The sequence below is a fragment of the Micromonospora sp. WMMB235 genome (assembly GCF_001855515.1).
GTDB classification, from domain to species: domain Bacteria; phylum Actinomycetota; class Actinomycetes; order Mycobacteriales; family Micromonosporaceae; genus Micromonospora; species Micromonospora aurantiaca.
Map to the genome: position 1 here is coordinate 690,255 of NZ_MDRX01000001.1, position 20,459 is coordinate 710,713.

The following is a 20,459-nucleotide window of genomic DNA, read 5'->3' on the forward strand; positions in this document are numbered from 1 at the left end:
CGGCGGGCCGTCCCGGCCCTTCACCGACCGTAGTCATGCCCGCCCGCACGCGGTCACTTTTCCGGCATACCGGCCCGGGTGGGGGTGACGGGGTGGCGATGTCACCACGTCGGGTGCTGGTGCTGGTGGAGCGGCCGCCAGTTCGGGGTTGTGGCGGGGTCGGCGGGGTGCTGATGCGACCACCTCGGCGTACTGGCGGGGCGGGCCGCGAGGTCGGGGAGGTGACGGGGTGGGGAAAGGCACCGGGCCGGTGGCGACCATCGTCACCACCGGCCCGGAATGTGGAGGACTGTCTACTCGGCGCTCGCCGGCAGCACCCGCTCGGCGTCGGCGGGAGCACCCGCCAGCACCTTGGCCTGCTGCGGCCAGGTGGCCAGCCCGGGCGCTGCGCGCAGCCCGGCGGCCTTCACGGTCTGCCGCAGCGCGGCCTCGTCCAGCTCGGCGAGCTGCCGGTAGGTGCGGATGCCGGCGTCCTGGAGGGCGGCGGCCAGCTTCGGCCCGATGCCCTGGATCCGCCGGAAGTCGTCCGCCGCGTCCCCGGCCACGTCCGCCGGCACGTCGTTCTCGACCGAGGCCCGCGGCGCGGGCACCACGGCCGGTGCGGCGGCGACGGGCTCGGCGGTCTCGACCGGCTCGGCGGTCTCGGCCGTCGTGGCGGCGTCGACCGGCGAGGGCACCGCCTCGGCAGCAGCCGAATCGGCCGACGACGTCGTCGCCGGCACCTCCGGCTCGTCGGCGGGCGTCGACTGCGCCGGAACGGCGACGGGGGCGCGCTCCGGCTCCGCCGCGAAGGGCTCCGACTCGGCGACGAGCGCCGGAGAAGCGGCCGGCTCGTCCACATCGGTGGAGGCCGGGGCGGCGGGCTCGTCCGCAGCGACCGACGCGGAGGACGGCACCGGCTCGTCCGCCGGACGGTCCACGGCGACCGGCTCGGCCTCGGCCACTGGCGCCGCAACCGGCTCGGCGGGGGACGACACCGGCTCGGCGGCGGCCGGCTCGGACGCGGCGGGCTCGGACACGACCGACGAGGACACGACCGGCGAGGACACCGGGTCGGCGACGACCGACGACGCCTCCGGCTCGTCTGCGGTACGGGCGGCGGTGGCGACGGCCGGCTCGGCGGTCGCCGTCTCGGTGGGCGCGGGCTGCTCGGCCACCGTGGCGGTCGCCGGGGGCTCGTCGACCACCGCGACCGGGCGCGGCTCGTCGACGGTGGCGGTCACCTCGGGTGCGGTCTCCACCGTGGGCGTCGCCGGGGCGCCGGACCGGCGACGGCCGACGACCACCCAGCCGACGCCGAATCCGATGAGCAGGGCCAGTATCACGAACAGCCACTGCCCGAAGCTCGACGGCATGGCCAACCTCCTTCTATGTACGTGCACGACGGTGGCGAAAGACTCGGGGCAGCTTCGCACACGCGCGCGGCGCACGACAGGCAGCCCGGGGCCGGGCCACGACGGTGGGACCGGCGGTGTCGGCCGGTGGCCGCAGCATGACCGAGCGTGTGCCGGAGGCCGGTATCGAGCGGCCTCGCGGAGCAGGGAGACGCCCCGGAACCTGGGTGCCGTGCGTGGTTCCGGGGCGCCCCGTCCGTCGCCCGTGGCCGGTCAGTGGATCCGGTCGGGCGCAGGCACGTCGGCGGCGTCCCAGCTGTAGAAGCAGCCGGCCACGGCGTCGCGGGGGGAGTGCCAGGTCGGCAGGTACGGGGAGGTGTGCGCGGAGAGCCGCTTGTTCACCTGCTCGTAGAGCGGGTTGTCGCGCAGTTCCGCGGTCAGCCCGGGGGCGACGTCGACGGTCTCCATCAGATGGACGCACAGGTCGTGCAGGTAGTACAGCGACCGGTGCCGAACGCCGGTGAGGTGGGGGAGTTCGGTGGCGTCGGCCTCGGCGAAGATCTGCGCCACCCGTCCCTGTGCGCCCGGCACGATCCGGCTGACCACCAACAGTCGACTCATCGTGACCCCTCTCGCCGCCGCGGTGCTGGGTTCACGGTGCCGGTCGCGCTGTCACCTCGCCGTCACCGCGTACCCCGGGGCTTTGATGGTGGTGGCGACGGCGAGGTGGGGGCGCGCGGCGCCGGTTTCGCGGTCCGGTCCGTGCGGCGCGGCGGCTGCGGGTCCGGGCGGGTGGCCCGGCGGATCGGCGCCAGGGTGTCGTCGAGCAGCGCGGTCATCGCCGGGGACGGTTCCAGGCGCAGTTCGCGCAGGAGCAGATCGCGGTAGACGTAGAAGGAGTGGACCGCCTCGAACGCGTTGCCCTCGGCCAGGTGGATGCGGACCACCAGGCGGTGCGGGGTCTCCCGCAGCGGTTCGGCGGCCATCGCCTCCAGCGCCGCCTCCAGCGCCTCGCCGTGCCGCCCGGCGGTGAGGTGGTTGCCGGCGAGTTCCTCCAGCATGTGCAGGCGCAGCTGGCGCAGCCGTTCGCGTTCCAGCAGCACCCAGTCGTCGTACCAGCCGGGGAGCAGGTCGTGGCGTCCGGCGCCGGCGGCGCCGCGCGGGACGGCGCCCTCGCGGACCAGCGCCGCGGTCTCCACCAGGTCGTCAACGTCGAGGCGGACGGTCGGTCCGAGCCGGACGGTGTCGCCGTCGGTGCGCAGCGGGCAGCACGGATCCTGCCGCAGCCGCCACAGCGCGGTCCGCAGCGACGACAGCGCCCGCTCCTCAGGCGTCTCGGGCCACAGCAGCCCGGCGAGGTGGCTGCGGGTCGCGGCCGGGCGCAGGCCGATCAGGGCGATGACGCGCTGCAACCCCCGGGGTACGACCACGGGGGTGTCGTCGTGCAGCAGCTGGAAGCCGCCCAGCAGGTGCAGTGACACCCGTGGGGCGGGTTCGCCCGCCGTCGGCATTCTCGATCCACCCGACACGGCGCACCCCCCAGCACCGGAACCCTCGTCCCGACCGTTTCGCGTTGCCCGGACCGCCGCCGCGACGCCGGTGTCGGAACGCCTCCGCCACGGCGGGAAGCTCCACCGTGGCCGGGCTGACCGAGACGCAGAATATCAACGCCTGTTACTCTCAGTCAACGGTCGGTCGGTCACCTGACTGTCCGTAGTGGGCTCGGTAATACGCCTGTGATCTGCGAAGAAGTGTCGTCACCCGGAAACCGGAAAGCGATCTTCCCATAGCTCACGCACAGCTTGCGTCAACGCAGCGTCACCATGTTTGTGGCGCGATGGGGCCCGGTTGACGCCCGGTAGACGCCGCCGGCGCGACCGTGTGGCAATCCGTGCGGCGCGACCGGTTCGCCGCGCACCGGGACGTGCAGGAGGCGCGAATGGACCGTTCGCTCATCGTCGCCAAGGTGGTGCCGACGGCCGAGGACCGGGTGGCCGAGATCTTCGCCGAGTCCGACGCGACCGAGCTGCCCGGCCTGGTCGGGGTCCGGCATCGTTCGCTGTACCGGCTGCACGACCTCTACGTCCATCTGCTGGAGACGGAGACGCCCGCGCAGGGCGCGGTCGAGGACAACCGTGGGCATCCGGAGTTCATCCGGATCAGCGAGCGGCTGCGGCCGTACATCTCCCCGTACCTGCCGACCTGGCGTTCGCCGCGCGACGCGATGGCGCACTGCTTCTACCGCTACGACGCGCCGGCCCACCGGTACGACACCGCCGGGCGGCCACAGTGACCACGACCGCCCCGCGCGACGAGCAGCTCTGGTCGAGGTGCGACGGATGCGCGTCGCTGCTCTACCGCAAGCGGCTGCGCCGCAACCTGGACGTCTGCCCGGAGTGCGGGTCACACGCCCGGCTGGACGCGCCGGACCGGGTGGCGCAGCTGGCCGACCCGGACTCGTTCGTCCCGCTGCCGGACCGGGCGGTACGCGTCGACCCGATCGAGTTCGTCGACGAGCTGCCGTACCCGCACCGGCTCGGCGCGGCCCGCGCGGCGACCGGCCTGGACGAGGCGGTGCTGTGCGGCACCGCCCGGCTCGGCGGGCACCCGGTCGCGCTGGCGGTGATGGACTTCCGCTTCCTCGGCGGCAGCCTCGGCTGCGCGGTCGGTGAGCTGATCACCCGGACCGCCGAGCGGGCGCTCGCCGACGGCATCCCGCTGGTGCTGGTGACCGCGTCCGGCGGCGCGCGGATGCAGGAGGGCGCGCTGTCGCTGATGCAGATGGCCACCGTCAGCCAGGCCCTCGCGGGGATGCGGGAGGCGGGCCTGCTCACTGTCAGCGTGGTCACCGACCCCACGTACGGCGGGGTGGCCGCCTCCTTCGCCACCAACACCGACCTGGTGCTGGCCGAGAGCGGCGCCCGGCTGGGCTTCGCCGGGCCCCGGGTGATCCGCCAGGTCACCGGCGCCACGCTGCCGGAGGGCTTCCAGACCGCCGAGTACCTCCTACGGCACGGTCAGGTGGACATGGTGGTGCCCCGGCACGCGTTGCGGGGCCGGCTCGCGGCGCTGCTCGCCGCCGCCGAGGCGGGCCGCCGGGCGCCGGAGAACCCGCCCGCGCCGCGCCCGCCGGTCACCGCGCCGACCGCGACCCCGCGGCCCGACCGCGACCCCTGGGAGACGGTACGCACGGCGCGGCACCCGGGTCGTCCGACCACACTGGACTACCTGGAAACGGCGTTCGACGGGTTCGTGGAGCTGCACGGCGACCGGCTCGGCGCCGACTGCCCGGCTGTCGTCGGCGGCATCGCCCGCCTGGACGGCCGCCCGGTGATGGTGATCGGTCACCAGAAGGGGCACACCACCGCCGAGCTGGTGACCCGCAACTTCGGCATGGCCAGCCCGGCCGGGCACCGCAAGGCGCTGCGGCTGATGCGCCTCGCGGCGCGGCTGCGGCTGCCGGTGGTGACGCTCGTGGACACGCCCGGCGCGGACCCGGGGGTGAGCGCCGAGCAGCAGGGTCAGGCGGCGGCGATCGCGGAGAACATCCTCGCGCTCACCGTGCTGCCCACGCCGGTGGTGGCGGTGGTCACCGGGGAGGGCGGCAGCGGCGGCGCGCTCGCGCTCGCGGTCGCCGACCGGGTGCTCATGCTGGAGCACGCCGTCTACTCGGTGATCAGCCCGGAGGGCTGCGCCGCGATCCTCTGGCCGGACAGCTCGGCCGCCCCGCAGGCGGCCCGCGCGCTGCGGCTCACCGGCGCCGACCTGTGCCGCCTCGGCGTGGTCGACGAGCTGGTGCCGGAGCCGCGCCCGGCCGCGCACGCCGACCCGGGCGGCGCGGCCGAGCTGCTGCGCCGGGCGGTCGCGGCGAACCTCGCGCCGCTGCTCACCGTCCCCCCGGCCACGCTGGTCCGCCGCCGCCGGCAACGGTTCCGCCGCTTCGGCGCGGCCCGATCGGCAGCCGGCCCGTTCCCGGCCTCGCCGTCGGGTGACCGGGCGGAGGTGGCGTGATGGCCGACGCCGAGTCCGAGCAGGTGCTCGACGGGCTGCGCCGGCAGGCCCGCAAGCTCGTCGCCGACCTGGCCGGGCCGGTGCGCCGGGTGCGGCTGCGCAGCGGCGAGTCGGTGCTGGAGGTCGAGTGGCACGACCCGGCACCCCCGGCGCCGCGCGCCGCCGAACCGGCCGGGGCGTTCCCCGCGCGGGCCGCCGAACCGGCCGCGCGAGCCGCGCCGGCGACCGACCGGCCGGCCGTGCGCTCGCCCGTGGTCGGCACGTTCTACCGCGCCCCCGAACCCGGGGCGATGCCGTTCGTCGCGGTCGGCGACATGGTCCGCCCGGGCCAGGTGGTCGGCATCGTCGAGGCCATGAAGCTGATGAACGAGGTGACCGCCGGCCAGGCCGGACGGGTGGTCGAGGTGCTGGTCGACGACGGCAAGCCCGTCGAGTACGACCAGCCGCTGATCGCCCTGGAACCGGTCACCGGACAGGACTCCTGATGTTCGACAAGGTGCTGATCGCCAACCGGGGCGAGATCGCGCTGCGGGTGCTGCGCGCCTGCCGGGAACTCGGCGTGCGCACGGTGGTGGTGCACTCCAGCGCCGACGCCGACTCGCTGCCGGTGCGGCTCGCCGACGAGGCGGTACGGATCGGCCCGGCGGCCAGCCGCCGCAGCTACCTCAACGCGGCCGCGATCGTGGAGGCCGCCCGGCAGACCGGCGCGCAGGCGGTCCACCCCGGCTACGGCTTCCTGTCCGAGGACGCCGACTTCGCCGAGATCTGCGCCGAGAACGGCCTGGTCTTCGTCGGCCCGCCGCCGCAGGTGATGGCCGCGCTCGCGGACAAGTCGACGGCCCGCGCGCTGATGAGCGCAGCCGGGCTGCCGCTGCCGCCGGGCAGCGTCCGGACGCTGCCCACCGTCGGCGAGGCGCAGGAGGTGGCCGCCGAGGTGGGCTACCCGGTGATCGTGAAGGCCGCCGCGGGCGGTGGCGGGCGCGGCATGACAGTGGTGCGCTCGGCCGCCGAGCTGCCCCGCGCGTACGCCCGGACCCGCGCCGCCGCCCAGGTCGCGTTCGGTGACGACCGGGTGTACGTCGAGCGGTACCTCGCCGACGCCCGCCACGTCGAGGTGCAGGTGCTCTGCGACGGCCACGGCAACGGCGTGCACCTGGGCACCCGGGACTGCTCGGTGCAGCGCCGGCACCAGAAGCTGATCGAGGAGGCGCCCGCGCCCGCGCTGCGGCAGGCCACCCTGGACACCGTCGCCGAGGTGGCGCTGCGCGGCGCGCTGTCGGTCGGCTTCACCGGCGCCGGCACAGTGGAGTTCCTGGTCGACGAGGCCGAACGCTGCCACTTCCTGGAGATCAACTGCCGGATCCAGGTGGAACACCCGGTCACCGAGATGATCACCGGCATCGACCTGGTGCAGGAACAGCTGCACGTGGCGTTCGGCACCCCGCTGCGGCTGCGCCAGTCCGACGTACGCCTGGACGGTGTGGCGATCGAGTGCCGGGTCAACGTGGAGGACCCGGACCGCGACTTCGCGCCCGCACCGGGCCGGCTGGAGCGGTTCCGGCCGCCGGGCGGCCCGTTCACCCGGGTCGACACCCACGGGCACGTCGGTTATCTGGTCAGCCCGCACTACGACTCGCTGCTGGCGAAGGTGGCGGTGTGGGCGCCGGACCGGGACGCCGCGCTGGACCGGCTCGACCGGGCGCTGGCCGAGTTCGACGTGGCCGGTCCCGGTGTGCGTACCACGATCCCGTTCGCCCGCCGGGTGCTGCGCGACCCCGCGTTCCGCGCCGCCCGGCACACCACCGCCCTGGTGGAACGCCTGCTCGCCCCGCCCGCCGACGACGCGCCGCCCACCGACGCGCCGCCGGCCGACGCCCCGCCCGCCGACGCCGCGGCCGAGGCGTCCCCGGCGCGGGCCGTCGTGCCCGACCCGCGCGGCGCGGCCGAGCCGGGCGGCCGTACCCCCGTCAGCGCCGTGCCCGCCGCCGGCCCGACCACCTGGAGGAACCGATGACCGTCGCCCCCGACCGCCCGCTCGCCCGCGAGATCACCGACATCCTGGTCACGCACTGCGGCCTGGACCCGGACGCCGCCGCCGGCGCGCCCGCCGCGAGCCTGGAGGAACTGGGCATGGACTCGCTGGCGCTGCTCGAACTGTCGGCGGTGGTGGCCGACAGGTGGCGGGTGAAGATCCCCGAACAGGCCGGGCAGCTCAGCATCGCCGGCGTCGCCGACCTGGTGGCCCGCAAGGCGGACCCGCCCGGGCACACCGAGAACGCCGTGGAGATCGCCGCGCCGCTGCCGCTGGTCTGGGAGATCACCAACGACGTGGCCGGGTGGCCGGACCTGTTCACCGAGTACGCGACCGCGGAGATCCTGCACCGCGACGGCGACACCGTGCGCTTCCGGCTCACCATGCACCCGGACGAGAACGGCGTGTCGTGGAGCTGGGTCAGCGAACGCACCGCCGACCCGGCCACCCGCGAGGTGCACGCCCGGCGCGTCGAGACCGGCCCGTTCGAGTACATGCGCATCCACTGGCGCTACGACGAGACGCCCGCCGGCACCCGGATGACCTGGACCCAGGACTTCGCGATGAAGCCGGACGCACCGGTCGACAACGCCGCCATGACCAACCGGATCAACACCAACAGCACGATCCAGCTCGCCGTGATCAAGGAGAAGATCGAGCGGGCACACGCGGGAGGCGCGCGATGACCGACACCACCACCGCCCGGGTCTCCGTCCACGACGTACCGGCCGACCGCCGCCGCGGCGGGGAACTGCGGGTGCTGCTCGGCCCGAAGACGGTCGGCAGCACCTCCGGATTCATGGGCGTCGCCACGCTCGCGCCGGGGGAGCGGATCGCCGAGCACTACCACCCGTACAGCGAGGAGTTCCTCTACGTCGCCCGCGGCGCGATCACCGTCGACCTGGACGACACGCCGGTGCCGGTGGCCGCCGGGGAGGCGCTCTACGTACCGAAGGACGTGCGGCACCGGCTGCGCAACACCGGCGACGAGCCCGCCGAGGTGGTGTTCCACCTCGGACCGCTCGCCCCGCGCCCGGAACTCGGCCACGTCGACACCGAGAGCGCGGCACCGCCGCCACGGGAGCCGTCGTGACCGGCCGGCGCACAGTGGTCACCGGCATCGGCGTCGTCGCACCCGGCGGCGCCACCCGGGACCGCTTCTGGAAGACGATCACCGAGGGGCGCACCGCGACGCGACGGATCAGCTTCTTCGACCCGTCGCCGTTCCGGTCGCAGATCGCCGCCGAGTGCGACTTCGACCCGGACGCCGCCGGGATCACGCTCGCCGAACGGCAGCGTGCCGACCGGTACGTGCAGTTCGCGCTCGCCTGCTCCGCCGAGGCGCTCGCGGACAGCGGCCTCACCCTCACCGACGCGCAGCGCGAACGCGCCGGGGTGGTGCTCGGCACCGCCGTCGGCGGGACCATGGCGCTGGAGCAGGAGTACGTGCGGGTCAGCGACTCCGGCCGGCACTGGCTGGTCGACCACGCGCTCGGCGGGCCGTACCTCTACCAGGCGCTGGTACCCAGCAGCCTGGCCGCCGACGTGGCCTGCCGGCACGGCCTGCACGGCCCGGCGCAGGTGATCTCCACCGGCTGCACCTCCGGCATCGACGCCATCGGGTACGCCCACCAGCTCGTCGCCGACGGCGAGGCCGACGTGGTGCTGGCCGGTGCTGCGGACTCGCCGATCTCCCCGGTCACCGTCGCCTCGTTCGACGCGATCGGCGCGACCAGTCCGGACAACGACGACCCGGAGCACGCCTCCCGGCCGTTCGACGCCGACCGGCACGGGTTCGTCCTCGCCGAGGGCGCGGCGGTGCTGGTGCTGGAGGAGGCCGAGCACGCCCGCCGCCGGGGCGCGCACGTCTACTGCGAGGTGGCCGGGTACGCCAGCCGCAGCAACGGCTTCCACATGACCGGGCTGCGCCCGGACGGCGCGGAGATGGCGGTGGCGATCAGCGACGCGCTGCGGCAGGCCCGGCTCGCCCCGACGGCCGTGTCGTACGTCAGCGCGCACGGCTCCGGCACCCGGCAGAACGACAGGCACGAGACTGCGGCGTTCAAACGGGCGCTGGGGGAGACGGCGTACCGGGTGCCGATCAGCTCGATCAAGTCGATGGTCGGCCACTCGCTCGGCGCCATCGGCTCGATCGAGATGGCCGCCTGCGCGCTCGCCATCGAGTACGGCGTGGTGCCGCCGACGGCGAACTGGACCACCCGCGACCCGGAGTGCGACCTGGACTACGTGCCGAACGAGGCCCGGGAGGTGCCGGTGGACGTGGCGTTGTCGGTGGGCAGCGGATTCGGCGGATTCCAGTCCGCGATGGTGTTCCGCCGGCTCGCGGTGGCACCGTGACCGCGCGGGCCGTGGTGACGGGCATCGGCGTGGTCGCGCCCAGCGGCGTCGGCGCCGAGGCGCACTGGAACACAGTGCTCGCGGGCACCCGGCGCACCGGGCCGATCACGCTGTTCGACCCGGAGCGGTACCCGACCCGGGTGGCCGGGGAGGTGGCCGGCTTCGACCCGGCCGGGTTCAGCGACACCCGGCAGCGGGTGCAGACCGACAGGTGGACCCACCTGGGCTTCGCCGCCACCGGGCTGGCGCTCGCTGACGCCGGGCTGCCCGAGGTGTCGCCCGACCCGTACCAGTGGGCGGTCACGCTCGCCAGCTCCTCCGGCGGCAACCTGTTCGGGCAGCGGGAGCTGCAACGGCTCTGGGGCGGGCCGAGCCGCACCGTCGGGGCGTACCAGTCGATCGCCTGGTTCTACGCCGCGAGCGTGGGACAGCTGTCGATCCGCCACCAGTTCAAGGGGCCGTCCGGGGTGACCGTGTCCGAGTCGGCCGGCGGGCTGGACAGCCTGGCGCACGCGGTGCGCACCATCCGCCGGGGCACCCCCGTGGTGATCGCCGGGGCGACCGAGTGCCCGCTGAGCCCGTACGCGCTGGCCTGCCAGCTCCGCTCCGGCCTGCTCAGCGACGTGTCCGACCCGGAGCGGGCGTACCGGCCGTTCGACGTCGCGGCGAGCGGGTACGTGCCGGCCGAGGGCGGCGCCGTCTTCGTGGTGGAGGAGCTGGGCCACGCGCTGGCCCGGGGCGCCCGCGTCTACGGGGAGATCACCGGCTGGGCCGCCACCCACGACGCCGCGCCCACCGACCCGGCCACCGGCCCCGACCCGGCCCACTACGCCCGCGCGATGCGGCTGGCGCTGGAACGCGCCGGGGTACGCCCGCACGACGTGGACGTGATCTGGCCGGACGCGCTCGGGGTGCCCGCGTACGACCGGGCCGAGGCGGCGGCGCTGCGTACCGTGTTCGGCGACCGGACCCCGCCGGTGACCACGCAGAAGCCGCTGACCGGCCGGGCGCACCAGGGCGGGTCCGCGCTGGACGCGGCCACCGCGCTGCTGGCGTTCCGGCGCGGGATGCTGCCCGCCTCGGCCGGCCCGGACGAGCCGGCGCCCGGCTGCGAGCTGACGTTCCTGCGGCAGCCCCGCCCGCCGCGCAGCCGGATCGCGCTGGTCGGCGCGCGCGGCTTCGACGGGTTCAACAGCGCGCTGGTGCTGCGCGGCGCCGCGCCCCCACCGGCGGGGGAGCACTGACCGTCACGACGGCCGGGCCAGGTACGCGGTCTTCGCGTCGCCGGAGAACCCGCAGGCCAGGTAGAAGGCGTGGGTCGCGGGTGAGCGCGACCCGGTCATGAGCATCGCCTTGTAGCAGCCCGCGTCCCAGGCGGCCCGGAGCGTGCCGGCCATGATCTGCCTGCCCAGGCCGGTGCCGCGCCGCGACTCGTCGACCACCACGTTCTCGATGACCGCGTACGGCGACGCCGACCGGCTCAGGTTGGGGATCACGTTGAGGTAGGTGGTGGCGACGACCGCGCCGTCCACGTCGAGCACGAACAGGTGCAGCCCTTCGGTGGCCAGGATCCGCGCGAAGACCCGTTCGTCGGAGCCGTCGCTCAGGTGCGGGTCGTCCGGGTTCAGCTGCCGGTAGAGGCGGATGAGCTGTGGGAAGTCGTCGGGCCGGGCGGCACGGAACATGCCGTGAGCGTAGCCGCCCCCGCCGTCCGCGCGGGGTGCCGCGCGCACAGCATCCGGCGGCCGGCGGACTACCTTGCCGGCGTGGCCCCGATCCTGCCTGTCCGATCGAGCCTGAGCAATCCACCCAGCCGCTGTTTTGGATCTAGCCATTTGCATCTGGCGATGCAGAAGAGGGGCGTCGTAGGGTTCCGCCATACCCCGAACGACGTACCCGCTGGGCGGATCCGCCCAGTTCCTCAGTGGAACGGTGGCTGGTCGTGACTGCACATCCCGTGGCGGAAGATCCTGCCTCGACGACGGTGGACTGGGTGGACGACATCCTGTTCACCGGCCGCGACACCGACGTCTGCCTGCGCCTGCCCGAACCGGTCGACAAGGGCACGCTGCGCCGGCTCGTCGGCGAGGCGCAGGACCGGCTCGCCGGGGCCGGGCTGCGCGCCGGAGGCGCCGCCGCGCTGCGCCTGCCGCCCTCGCTGGCGTACGTGGCGCACCTGCTCGCCACCTGGCGTACCGGCGCCCAGGCGGTGCTGCTCGACCACCGGCTCACCGACCACGAGGTCGACCAGGCGCTGCGCCGGCTCGGCCCGCAGGTGGTGGTCGCCCCGGTACGAACCGGCGGCGGCGCGCTGCGGATCTTCGTCGACGTCACCGCGGGGGTCAGCGCGTACTCCGACCGCCCGGCGGGCAGCCCGCACGCGGTGATCCAGCTCAGCTCCGGCTCCACCGGACCGTCCAAGGTGATCGGCCGCACCGCCGCCGACCTGGTCGCCGAGGTGCACCGCTACACCCGCATCGACGGCGTCGCGCTGCCCGGCGAGCGGATCATCCTGCTCCCCAGCATGGTGCACGTGCTCGGCCTGGTCGGCGGCCTGCTCTACGGGCTGCACGCCGGCGTCGAGCTGTGCCCGCCGGAACGGCTCAGCGGCGACGCGATCCTCGCCGCCGTCGCCGCCCAGGACACCCCGGCCACTGTGCTCGGCGTCCCGTTCCACATCGGGCTGCTCGCCTCCACCACACCCGCCGGGCCGCTGCCCCAGCTCAAGCGCATGACCACAGGCGGCGAGCTGGTGCCCGCGGCCGTGGCGAACGCGTTCACCGACCGCTACGGCGTCCCGCTGGGCAACATGTACGGGATGACCGAGGTCGGCGTCATCGGCACCGACCTGTACGGGCGGCACCGGCCCGCCATCGCGCCCGCCCCGGGCATCGAGGTACGCGAGCGCGACGGCGAGCTGTGGGTGAGCTGCCCGGCCAACCCGTACGTCGGCCTGGCCGACCCGACCCGGTGGGCCGACGGCTGGCTGCACACCCGCGACGCCGGCGTGGTCGACCCGGACACGGGTCTGGTCACCATCAAGGGCCGGCTGGACTCGCAGGTGTCGGTGGGCGGCTTGAAGGTCGACCTGACCGAGGTGGAGGCCACGGTCGCCGGGCTGCCCGGCGTCGTCGCCGCGGTCGTGGTCTGGGACGACGGCATCACCGCGTACGTCCAGACCGACGGCTCACTGACCGAGGACACGCTCGACAAGCTGATCGCCGAGCGGCTGGCCGGCTTCAAGCGTCCCCGCACGCTGCGTCTGCTCGACCAGATGCCCCGCACCACCACCGGAAAGCTGGTCCGGTCCGTCCCGGCGCTGCGGGGCGCGGCGTCGTGACCGGCCCGCTGTACGAGCCGCACACCCGCCGGACGCCCACCGGAAGTCCGGTCCACCCCGAATCCCGCCCCGGACCGGCCGGGCAACGCGCCACCCGCGCGCCCGACCCCGCCGGTTCACACGCACACGGTGTCCCGACCGGGCACCGTCAGCCGGTACACGGAGAAGAGGTCTGAACCCATGCGAGACGAGGTCCGCACCTTCGTCGTCGAACAGCTCGCCGACATGAACTACGACGTGGAGGAGCTCGACGACGACACCACGCTCGGCCCCTCCGGCGTCGACCTGGAGTCGCTGGCCCTGGCCGACCTGGCGGTCCGCGTCGAGGACCGCTACGCCGTGAAGTTCGCCGACGACGAGTCGGAGAAGCTGGCGCTGATGACGGTCGGCGAGTTCACCACGATGGTCGCCGACCGGGTGGCCGCGAACAGCGACAAGTCCTGATGTCCGGTCAGCCCGACCTGGGGCGAGCTGACCTGGTGAGCATGCTCGCCGAACTGACCGCGAAACCCGCCGACCAGGTGCCGGACCGGCTCGGCTCGATGGAGCTGGCCTGGCTGGTGCACATGGTCGAGCAGCGCTACGACCGCCGGCTGGACCTGAGCGACGACGAACTCGCCGGCATCCGCACCGTCGACGACGCGCTCGCGGTGTTCCGTGGCTCTCTCACCGCTCCCGCAGATGGCTGAGCGGGAGACCGTACGGATCACCGGCACCTACGCGCTCAGCGCCCTCGGCAGGGGCGCCGACGCGCTGCTGGCCGGGGTGCTCACCGGCACCCCGGCGTTCGCGCCGGTGCGCCGTTTCGACACCACCGGCCGCCGGGTGACGGTGGCGGCCACCCTGCCGGACGTCGGCACGCTCGCCGGTGAGCTGACCGACGCGATCGACACCGCCGCCCGGGCCGCCGGACTGGACCGGGCCGGGCGGGCGGAGTCGGCGCTGTTCCTGGCCACCCACGGCGGGCCGTACTCGCTGCCCGTACCGCAGGGGTGGGACGAGCCGACGGTGCCGGCGCTCGCCGGTCACCTGGCCGCACGGTGCGGCCTCGGCGGGCGTACCCGGATCTACACCACCGCGTGTGTGTCGGCGAGCAGCGCGGTCGCCGACGCGGCGGCGCTGATCCGCCGGGGCGACCTGGAGCGGGTCGTGGTCGCGGCCGGTTACCTGGTCGAACCGGACCAGTACGCGCTGTTCGACGCCGGCCGGGCGCTCGCCGCCGACGGCGCGGTACGCCCGTTCAGCGCCGGCCGCAAGGGCCTGCTGCTGGGCGACGGGGTGGCCGCCGTGGTGCTGGAGTCGGCGGGCGCCGCCGCCCGGCGGGGCGCCGAGACGCTGGCGAGCGTGGCCGGGTGGGGCCGGGCGGGGGACGCGTACCACGCGTGCCAGCCGCACCCGGACGGGCTCGGGCTGGCCCGGGCGGTCGAGGCGGCGCTGCGCCGGGGCGGGCTGCCCCCGGACGCGATCGGCTACGTCAACGCCAACGCCACCGGCACCCCGTTCAGCGACGCCTCCGAGGCGGCGGCGCTGACCCGGGTGTTCGGCGAGGACGCCGGGCGGCTGCCGGTCAGCTCCACCAAGTCGGTGCACGGGCACGCGCTGGAGGCGTCCGGGTTGCTGGAACTGCTGGTCACCGTGCTGGCCCTGCGGCACGGCAAGCTGCCGGTCACCGCCGGCTGGCTCGGCCCCGACCCGCAGTGCCCGCTGGACGTCATCCGCGACGCCCCGCGCCCCGCGCGTACCGAACACGCCCTGACCCTCAACGCCGCCTTCGGCGGCGCCGACACGGCCCTCCTGGTGAGCACCTCATGACCGCCCCCGCCCCCCACCCCGACCTCCCGCGATCTTGCACTCACGGCCCCGGCGAACCGGGCACAACGCCCGCGCCCGGGGCACCAACCGCAAGATCGCGCGACAGGGGAGTCGTGGTGCTCGCGGAGGCGCGGTGGCCCGAGGACGGGGACGGGGGCGCGGGGCCGGCCGGGGTGCCGGGGTTCGTGCACTCGCCGTTCGCGCCGCTGGTGGCCGCGGTGGCGCAGCGGTGCCTCGCGCGGCGGTACCCCGACGGGCCGCTGCCGCCGGGCAACCGGACGGCTGTGGTGCTGGTCAGCGCCGGTGGGGACACCGCCGGGGCGGCGCACGTACGCGCCACTGTGGCCGCGGGCGGGCGGATCGGGCCGCTGTTCTTCTTCCAGTCGGTGCCGAACAGCGTGGTCGGGCACGTCGCGGCGCGCTGGGGACTGGACGGGCCGGTGGTGTGCCTGAGCCCCACCGGCGACGCGCGGGCCGAGGGGGAGGCCGAGGCGGACCTGCTGCTGTACGACGGCGACGCCGCACAGGCGTTGCTGATCCTGATCGAACTGGCACCGGACGGTACGCCGGGCGAGGCGACCGCGGTGCTGCTGGGGGAGGGAACACGTCAATGAGGACGAAGGGACTACGCGGCGCGCTCGCGGCCGACGCCGAGCTGGGCGCGGGCAACGTGCTCGCCCGGGTGCTGGCCCACGGCGCCGACCCGGACGGGCCGGGGCTCACGTTCGACACCGAGATCGACGGCCACCCGGCCGAGACCCCGCTGACCCTGGGCCGGCTCGACCGGATGGTCGCCGCCCGGGCGGCGTGGCTGCACGAACGCGGGGTGAAACCCCGCGACCCGGTCGCGGTCTGGGCCGGCACCGCCGCCGACATGGTGTTGTCGTTCCTGGCGCTGACCCGCCTCGGCGCCATCCCGGCGCTGATGAACGGCAGGCTGCGTCCCGAGATCGCCGCCGAGTACATCCGCCGGCTGCGCGCCGCCGGGGTGCTCGCCGACGCCGCGCACGCCGAGGCGCTGGCCGGGCACGACCTGGGCGCGCCGATGCTCGGCGAGCCCGCGCAGGCCGGCACCGGCGACCCCGACACGGCACCCGCGCACTACCGGCACCACCCGGACGACCCGATCGTGATCACCCACACCTCCGGCACCACGGGTGTGCCGAAGGCGGTGCTGCACTCGCACGCCAGCCTGTTCGCCGCCACCCGCCACCTGCTGTCCATGCCGCAGGCGCAGGGCACCACACGCATCCTCAACGCGCTGCCGGCCCCGCACACCGCCACAGTGCTCATGGTCAACCAGGCGCTCGGCAACCGGGCGGAGATGTTCCTGCTCTCCGACCAGGGCGGTGAGCGGGTGCTGGACGCGATCCAGCGGTGGCGCCCGGACGGCGTGTTCGGCTTCTCGGTCACCTGGGCCGAGCTGGCCCGCTTTGACCTGTCCGGCTACGACCTGGACTCGGTGCGGCTGTGGTTCAACACCGGCGACTGCTCGCACGAGCCGCACGTACGGCGGCTGGTCGCTGTCGGCTCCCGCGACGTGGTGACGCGCGGCGGCGTGACCCGGGTACCCGGGTCGGTGTTCATCGACGGGCTCGGCTCCAGCGAGATGGGCCACTCGATGTTCCACATCACCCACACCACCGACACCGACCGGTACGGCCGCTGCGTGGGCCGCCCGTACCGGTTCGCCAAGGTCGCCGTGCTCGACGCCGACGGCAACGAGCTGCCGCCCGGGCAGGTCGGCTGGCTCGGCATCGACTCGCCGTCGCTGTTCCGCGGCTACTGGAACGACTCGGTCACCACGTACCGGTTCCGGCTGCGCGGCTGGTACCTCACCGGCGACCTGGTGTACGCCGACGAGGACGGCCGCTACTACCACCTGGACCGGGCGGTCGACTCGGTCGAGGCAGGCGACGGGAAGCGGTTCTTCACCGCGCTGTCCGAGGAACGCATCCTCGCCGCCTGCCCCGACGTCACCGACTGCACTGTGGTGATCGTCAAGGCGGACGACGGCACAGTCACCACCGACGTGCTGCTGGAGCTGGCCGCCGGCGCCGACCCGGAGGCGGACCGCACCGAACGCATCCGTACCGCGCTCGGCCCGGACGTGGCAGCCACGCTGCGCCGGATCGTCCCGGTACGCGCCGACGACATCCCGGTCACCGTGACCGGCAAGGTCCGCAAGGTGGCGCTGCGCGAGCGCTACCTGACCGAGGCGCCGTCGTGACCGCCGTCATCACCGGCATGGGCCTGTTCACCCCGGCCGGGCGCGGCGTGGCGGACACGTTCGACGCGCTGATCACCGGCCGGTCCGGGCTGCGCCGCCCGCCCGAGGGACACCCGGCGGCGGGCAGCCTGGAGGTGGCCGGGGTGCTGCCGGACATCGACCCGCGCAGCGTCGCCTCCGGACCGGAGACGAAGGTGCTCGACCGGGTGGTGCTGCTCGCCCTGATCACCGCCGCCGAGGCGCTCGCCGACGCCGGCATCGAGGTGGGCCGCGACGTCGACCCGGAGCGCATCGCGGTGATCGTCGGCGGCGTCGGCGGCATGTCCACGCTGGAGGGCCAGGTGCTGGCGCGGGCCGCCCGGGGCCGGGCGGCGGTCAGCCCGTACCTGCTCACCGGCATCCTGCCGAACATGCCATCGGCGCGGATCGCCATCGCGCACGGCATCCGCGGCTACAGCTCGTCGGTCGGCACGGCCTGTGCCTCCGGTGCCCAGGCCGTCGCCGACGGGGTACGCCTCATCCGCTCCGGCGAGGCCGACGTGGTGGTGTGCGGGGCGAGCGAGGCGCCGCTGTTCGGCACGTTCGCCGACACGTTCGGCAACGCCCGGGCGCTGGCCCGGGGCTGGGACGAACCGACCGAGGCGAGCCGCCCGTTCGACAAGCGGCGCAACGGTTTCGTGCTGGCCGAGGGCGCGGCGCTGCTGGTGCTGGAGCGCGCCGGGCACGCCGAGGGCCGGGGTGTGCGCGGCTACGCCGAGGTCGCCGGTTTCGGGGCGAACACCGACGCGTACCACCCGACCGCGCCGCGGCCGGACGGCGCCGGAGCGGCGGCGTGCATGCGCCGCGCGCTGGCGGCCGGCGGGGTCGGGCCCGCCGACGTCGGGTACGTCAACGCGCACGGCACCGGCACCAAGCTCGGTGACGTCGCCGAGACGATCGCGCTGGCCGAGGTGTTCGGCACCGGCGGTGTGCCGGTCAGCTCCACCAAGGCGCTCACCGGGCACCTGCTCGGCGCGTCAGGGGTGCTGGAGGCCGCGGCCACCGCGCTGGCGCTCGACAGTGGCCTGCTGCCACCCACCTACCACCTGGACGACCCGGACCCGGAGTGCGAGGCGGACCACGTCCGCGCCGTGCCCCGGCCCACCCGGGCCGGCCACGCGCTGACGAACTCGTTCGGGTTCGGCGGCCAGAACGTCAGTCTGCTCCTGCGCCGGCTCTCCGGGCCGGCCCGCCGGGCCGCCACCCCGGCCGCGGGCTGACCGGACTCCAGTCCCGGGCGTCCGTCCGGGTCGCGATCACGGGGGGAACAGGGGAAGCCCATGACCATCAACGGGATAGATCATCTCGAACTGTACGTGGGGGACGCCCGGCAGGCGGCCTTCTACTTCGACAACGCGGTCGGTTTCCGGCTGTGCGGGCAGGGCGGTCCGGAGACCGGGCTGGACGGGCAGCGCTCCCTGCTGCTGGCCCAGGCCGGCATCCGGCTGCTGCTGACCACCGGACTGTCCGCCGAGCACCCGGCTGCCACGTACGTGCACCGGCACGGCGACGGCATCGCCGTGGTGGCGCTCGCCGTGGACGACGCCGCCGGGGCGTACGCCGAGCTGGTGGACCGCGGTGCGACGGCGCTGAGCCCGCCGCGCACCTTCACCGGCGCGGACGCCGAGGTGGTGGTGGCCGAGGTCGGCGGCTTCGGCGACGTGGTGCACCGCCTCGTCGAGCGGCGCGGCGACCCGGGCGTGTTCCTGCCCGGCGCGATCGAGCCGGTGACCGCGCCCGACGGCACGGACACGCTGCTCGCCGAGGTGGACCACCTGGCGATCTGCGTGCCGCCGGGGCAGCTCGACGAGACCGTCGCGCACTACGAGAAGGTGTTCGGCTTCGCCGACATCTTCACCGAGCACATCGAGGTCGCCGGCCAGGCGATGAACTCCAAGGTGGTGCAGAGCCCGTCCGGGACTGTCACCTTCGTGCTGCTGGAGCCGGACACCGGCGCCCGGCCGGGGCAGATCGAGGACTTCCTGCGCTGGCATGCCGGGGCCGGGGTGCAGCACCTGGGCCTGCGCACCGACGACATCGTCACCGCCGTGGGCGCGCTCGCCGGGCGCGGGGTGCGGTTCGCCAGCACGCCCGGCGCCTACTACGACGGGCTGGAGCAGCGGGTCGGCCGGCTGGACGCGCCGGTGGACCGGCTGCGCGAGCTGAGCATCCTGGTCGACTCCGACCACGACGGGCAACTGCTGCAGATCTTCACCGAGTCGATGCACGTGCGCCGCACGCTCTTCCTCGAACTCATCGAGCGGCGCGGGGCGCGCACCTTCGGCAGCGGCAACATCAAGGCGCTCTACGAAGCGAAGGAACGCGAGCTGGCCGCGGCGGGGGCGACCCCCGGCGTCGCGGCCGGAGGGGCTGGGGCATGACCACCATCGATCCCGGGCTGACCGCCGAGGAGGAGGCGCTGCTTCCCTCCGACGAGGACGTCCGGCACTACGCCGAGCACGGCTGGTACCTGTCGAAGAAGCTGCTCACCGACGACGAGGTGGACGAGCTCGTCGCCGCCACCGACAGCTACTACGCCGGGGACCGTGACCGCCGCCTGCCGGTACGCCCGCCGAAGCTGGCCTACTGGGAGCCCTCGAAGGGTGACGTGCAGCGGCACAACGACTACGTCCACCACGAGCACGACGGCATCGCCCGCATCCTGCGCAAGCCGCTGATCGGTGCGGTCGCCGCCCGGCTGGCCCGCGCCGCCGAGATCCGGATCTTCCAGTCCACGCTGATCTGGAAGCCGCCGATCGCCGGCGAGCCGTCGAACATCGTGCCCTGGCACTTCGACAAGCACTACTGGGCGTCCTCGTCGTCGGAGAACATGCTCACCGCGTTCATCCCCTTCCACGACTGCGGTGAGGAGATGGGCACCATCACCATGGTCGACGGCTCCCACCGCTGGCGGGAGATCGGCGCCGACGACACGGTGGTGCGGCACTTCGCCGACCGGGACCGCGACCAGCTCGAGGTGATGCTCGCCGAGAACGCCGCGTACAACGGCGCCGAAATCCGCAAGATCCCCATGGTGATCCCCAAGGGACACATGAGTTTCCACCACTGCCGCACCTACCACGGCAGCGGTGCGAACGTCAGCGGCCGGCCCCGCCGGGCCGTCTCGCTGCACCTGCAGGACGGCGACAACGCCTGGCGGGAGTATCCGCTCTCCGACGGCACCCTCGCCGCGTACAACCACGACGTGCTGGTCCGCCGCACCCACGAGGGCCGGCCGGACTACGCGGACCCCGATTACTGCCCGGTCATCTGGCGCGACCGCGCCCAGCAGGGAGGCTGACA

Annotated in this window: 21 protein-coding genes; 17 read left to right on the plus strand and 4 right to left on the minus strand. The window is 74.6% G+C overall.

The genetic code is table 11. The features are described 5' to 3' along the window. Positions 1-293 precede the first annotated feature (293 nt). From BFV98_RS02750 to BFV98_RS02760, 3 genes are all read right to left on the minus strand, one after another. Entirely contained in the window at positions 294-1,355 is a 1,062-nt protein-coding gene (locus tag BFV98_RS02750; protein ID WP_071094775.1) for a helix-hairpin-helix domain-containing protein, read from the minus strand. Positions 1,356-1,607: 252 nt separating this feature from the next. After that, positions 1,608-1,955: a TcmI family type II polyketide cyclase gene (locus BFV98_RS02755; RefSeq protein WP_013286655.1), complete on the minus strand. Its 348-nt coding sequence runs from the start codon at positions 1,953-1,955 to the stop codon at positions 1,608-1,610. Positions 1,956-2,017: 62 nt separating this feature from the next. Beyond that, complete coding sequence (locus tag BFV98_RS02760) at positions 2,018-2,863, minus strand: BTAD domain-containing putative transcriptional regulator (RefSeq protein ID WP_052166117.1); 846 nt, start codon at positions 2,861-2,863, stop codon at positions 2,018-2,020. A 410-nt stretch (positions 2,864-3,273) separates the two neighbouring features. Here BFV98_RS02760 and BFV98_RS02765 point away from each other — a divergent pair, with 410 nt between their 5' ends. From BFV98_RS02765 to BFV98_RS02800, 8 genes are read left to right on the plus strand one after another with little or no spacing between them, the layout of a single operon-like run. Then, positions 3,274-3,627, plus strand: a complete 354-nt coding sequence (locus tag BFV98_RS02765) for a TcmI family type II polyketide cyclase (RefSeq protein ID WP_013286653.1) — start codon at positions 3,274-3,276, stop codon at positions 3,625-3,627. After that, a complete protein-coding gene (locus BFV98_RS02770; RefSeq protein ID WP_013286652.1) occupies positions 3,624-5,345 on the plus strand; it encodes an acetyl-CoA carboxylase carboxyl transferase subunit in 1,722 nt (573 codons plus the stop codon). The genes BFV98_RS02765 and BFV98_RS02770 overlap by 4 nt, the downstream gene beginning before the upstream one ends. Next, the gene (gene accB, locus BFV98_RS02775) at positions 5,345-5,830 is read left to right on the plus strand and encodes an acetyl-CoA carboxylase biotin carboxyl carrier protein (protein WP_013286651.1); all 486 of its coding nucleotides are present in this window, start codon (positions 5,345-5,347) and stop codon (positions 5,828-5,830) included. Before BFV98_RS02770 ends, accB begins: the two co-directional genes overlap by 1 nt. After that, positions 5,830-7,359, plus strand: a complete 1,530-nt coding sequence (locus BFV98_RS02780; protein WP_071094777.1) for an acetyl/propionyl/methylcrotonyl-CoA carboxylase subunit alpha — start codon at positions 5,830-5,832, stop codon at positions 7,357-7,359. The genes accB and BFV98_RS02780 overlap by 1 nt, the downstream gene beginning before the upstream one ends. Next, a complete protein-coding gene (locus BFV98_RS02785; RefSeq protein WP_030268674.1) occupies positions 7,356-8,063 on the plus strand; it encodes an SRPBCC family protein in 708 nt (235 codons plus the stop codon). Before BFV98_RS02780 ends, BFV98_RS02785 begins: the two co-directional genes overlap by 4 nt. Further along, the gene (locus tag BFV98_RS02790; protein ID WP_013286648.1) at positions 8,060-8,470 is read left to right on the plus strand and encodes a cupin domain-containing protein; all 411 of its coding nucleotides are present in this window, start codon (positions 8,060-8,062) and stop codon (positions 8,468-8,470) included. Before BFV98_RS02785 ends, BFV98_RS02790 begins: the two co-directional genes overlap by 4 nt. After that, positions 8,467-9,735 carry a beta-ketoacyl synthase gene (locus BFV98_RS02795; protein ID WP_013286647.1) on the plus strand — a complete coding sequence of 423 codons (1,269 nt, stop codon included), beginning with the start codon at positions 8,467-8,469 and terminating at the stop codon, positions 9,733-9,735. Before BFV98_RS02790 ends, BFV98_RS02795 begins: the two co-directional genes overlap by 4 nt. Beyond that, on the plus strand, positions 9,732-10,979 hold the full coding sequence (locus BFV98_RS02800) for a beta-ketoacyl synthase N-terminal-like domain-containing protein (RefSeq protein WP_013476564.1): 1,248 nt from the start codon (positions 9,732-9,734) through the stop codon (positions 10,977-10,979). Before BFV98_RS02795 ends, BFV98_RS02800 begins: the two co-directional genes overlap by 4 nt. Positions 10,980-10,982: 3 nt before the next feature. On the opposite strand, the gene BFV98_RS02805 is transcribed toward BFV98_RS02800, so the two are convergent. After that, the gene (locus BFV98_RS02805; protein ID WP_071094779.1) at positions 10,983-11,420 is read right to left on the minus strand and encodes a GNAT family N-acetyltransferase; all 438 of its coding nucleotides are present in this window, start codon (positions 11,418-11,420) and stop codon (positions 10,983-10,985) included. A gap of 257 nt (positions 11,421-11,677) precedes the next feature. Here BFV98_RS02805 and BFV98_RS02810 point away from each other — a divergent pair, with 257 nt between their 5' ends. The 9 genes from BFV98_RS02810 (at position 11,678) to BFV98_RS02850 (ending at position 20,457) form a co-directional block, all read left to right on the plus strand. After that, entirely contained in the window at positions 11,678-13,075 is a 1,398-nt protein-coding gene (locus tag BFV98_RS02810) for a class I adenylate-forming enzyme family protein (protein WP_049800155.1), read from the plus strand. Between the two features lie 180 nt (positions 13,076-13,255). Continuing rightward, entirely contained in the window at positions 13,256-13,519 is a 264-nt protein-coding gene (locus BFV98_RS02815) for an acyl carrier protein (RefSeq protein WP_013286639.1), read from the plus strand. Next, positions 13,519-13,764 carry a hypothetical protein gene (locus BFV98_RS02820; RefSeq protein WP_013286638.1) on the plus strand — a complete coding sequence of 82 codons (246 nt, stop codon included), beginning with the start codon at positions 13,519-13,521 and terminating at the stop codon, positions 13,762-13,764. The genes BFV98_RS02815 and BFV98_RS02820 overlap by 1 nt, the downstream gene beginning before the upstream one ends. Continuing rightward, the gene (locus BFV98_RS02825) at positions 13,757-14,887 is read left to right on the plus strand and encodes a beta-ketoacyl synthase (RefSeq protein ID WP_013476567.1); all 1,131 of its coding nucleotides are present in this window, start codon (positions 13,757-13,759) and stop codon (positions 14,885-14,887) included. Before BFV98_RS02820 ends, BFV98_RS02825 begins: the two co-directional genes overlap by 8 nt. A gap of 113 nt (positions 14,888-15,000) precedes the next feature. Continuing rightward, the gene (locus BFV98_RS02830) at positions 15,001-15,501 is read left to right on the plus strand and encodes a beta-ketoacyl synthase chain length factor (RefSeq protein WP_071094781.1); all 501 of its coding nucleotides are present in this window, start codon (positions 15,001-15,003) and stop codon (positions 15,499-15,501) included. Then, positions 15,498-17,117: a class I adenylate-forming enzyme family protein gene (locus BFV98_RS02835; protein ID WP_013476569.1), complete on the plus strand. Its 1,620-nt coding sequence runs from the start codon at positions 15,498-15,500 to the stop codon at positions 17,115-17,117. The genes BFV98_RS02830 and BFV98_RS02835 overlap by 4 nt, the downstream gene beginning before the upstream one ends. Next, positions 17,114-18,376, plus strand: coding sequence for a beta-ketoacyl synthase (locus tag BFV98_RS02840; RefSeq protein WP_013476570.1), 1,263 nt, complete (start codon positions 17,114-17,116; stop codon positions 18,374-18,376). Before BFV98_RS02835 ends, BFV98_RS02840 begins: the two co-directional genes overlap by 4 nt. 60 nt (positions 18,377-18,436) lie before the next feature. Next, positions 18,437-19,537 (plus strand): 4-hydroxyphenylpyruvate dioxygenase, encoded by a 1,101-nt coding sequence (gene hppD / locus BFV98_RS02845; protein ID WP_013476571.1) that lies wholly within the window; start codon positions 18,437-18,439, stop codon positions 19,535-19,537. Then, positions 19,534-20,457 (plus strand): phytanoyl-CoA dioxygenase family protein, encoded by a 924-nt coding sequence (locus BFV98_RS02850; RefSeq protein WP_013286632.1) that lies wholly within the window; start codon positions 19,534-19,536, stop codon positions 20,455-20,457. The genes hppD and BFV98_RS02850 overlap by 4 nt, the downstream gene beginning before the upstream one ends. Positions 20,458-20,459 lie beyond the last annotated feature (2 nt).

Excerpts from the sequence above, each read along its gene's own strand:
- BFV98_RS02825 (WP_013476567.1), top strand. The coding sequence starts at position 13,757 with ATGGCTGAGCGGGAGACCGTACGGATCACCGGCACCTACGCGCTCAGC.
- BFV98_RS02850 (WP_013286632.1), top strand. The coding sequence starts at position 19,534 with ATGACCACCATCGATCCCGGGCTGACCGCCGAGGAGGAGGCGCTGCTT.
- BFV98_RS02765 (WP_013286653.1), top strand. The coding sequence starts at position 3,274 with ATGGACCGTTCGCTCATCGTCGCCAAGGTGGTGCCGACGGCCGAGGAC.
- BFV98_RS02805 (WP_071094779.1), bottom strand. The coding sequence starts at position 11,420 with ATGTTCCGTGCCGCCCGGCCCGACGACTTCCCACAGCTCATCCGCCTC.
- BFV98_RS02785 (WP_030268674.1), top strand. The coding sequence starts at position 7,356 with ATGACCGTCGCCCCCGACCGCCCGCTCGCCCGCGAGATCACCGACATC.
- BFV98_RS02780 (WP_071094777.1), top strand. The coding sequence starts at position 5,830 with ATGTTCGACAAGGTGCTGATCGCCAACCGGGGCGAGATCGCGCTGCGG.
- BFV98_RS02790 (WP_013286648.1), top strand. The coding sequence starts at position 8,060 with ATGACCGACACCACCACCGCCCGGGTCTCCGTCCACGACGTACCGGCC.
- BFV98_RS02815 (WP_013286639.1), top strand. The coding sequence starts at position 13,256 with ATGCGAGACGAGGTCCGCACCTTCGTCGTCGAACAGCTCGCCGACATG.
- BFV98_RS02820 (WP_013286638.1), top strand. The coding sequence starts at position 13,519 with ATGTCCGGTCAGCCCGACCTGGGGCGAGCTGACCTGGTGAGCATGCTC.
- BFV98_RS02835 (WP_013476569.1), top strand. The coding sequence starts at position 15,498 with ATGAGGACGAAGGGACTACGCGGCGCGCTCGCGGCCGACGCCGAGCTG.
- hppD (WP_013476571.1), top strand. The coding sequence starts at position 18,437 with ATGACCATCAACGGGATAGATCATCTCGAACTGTACGTGGGGGACGCC.
- BFV98_RS02750 (WP_071094775.1), bottom strand. The coding sequence starts at position 1,355 with ATGCCGTCGAGCTTCGGGCAGTGGCTGTTCGTGATACTGGCCCTGCTC.
- accB (WP_013286651.1), top strand. The coding sequence starts at position 5,345 with ATGGCCGACGCCGAGTCCGAGCAGGTGCTCGACGGGCTGCGCCGGCAG.
- BFV98_RS02755 (WP_013286655.1), bottom strand. The coding sequence starts at position 1,955 with ATGAGTCGACTGTTGGTGGTCAGCCGGATCGTGCCGGGCGCACAGGGA.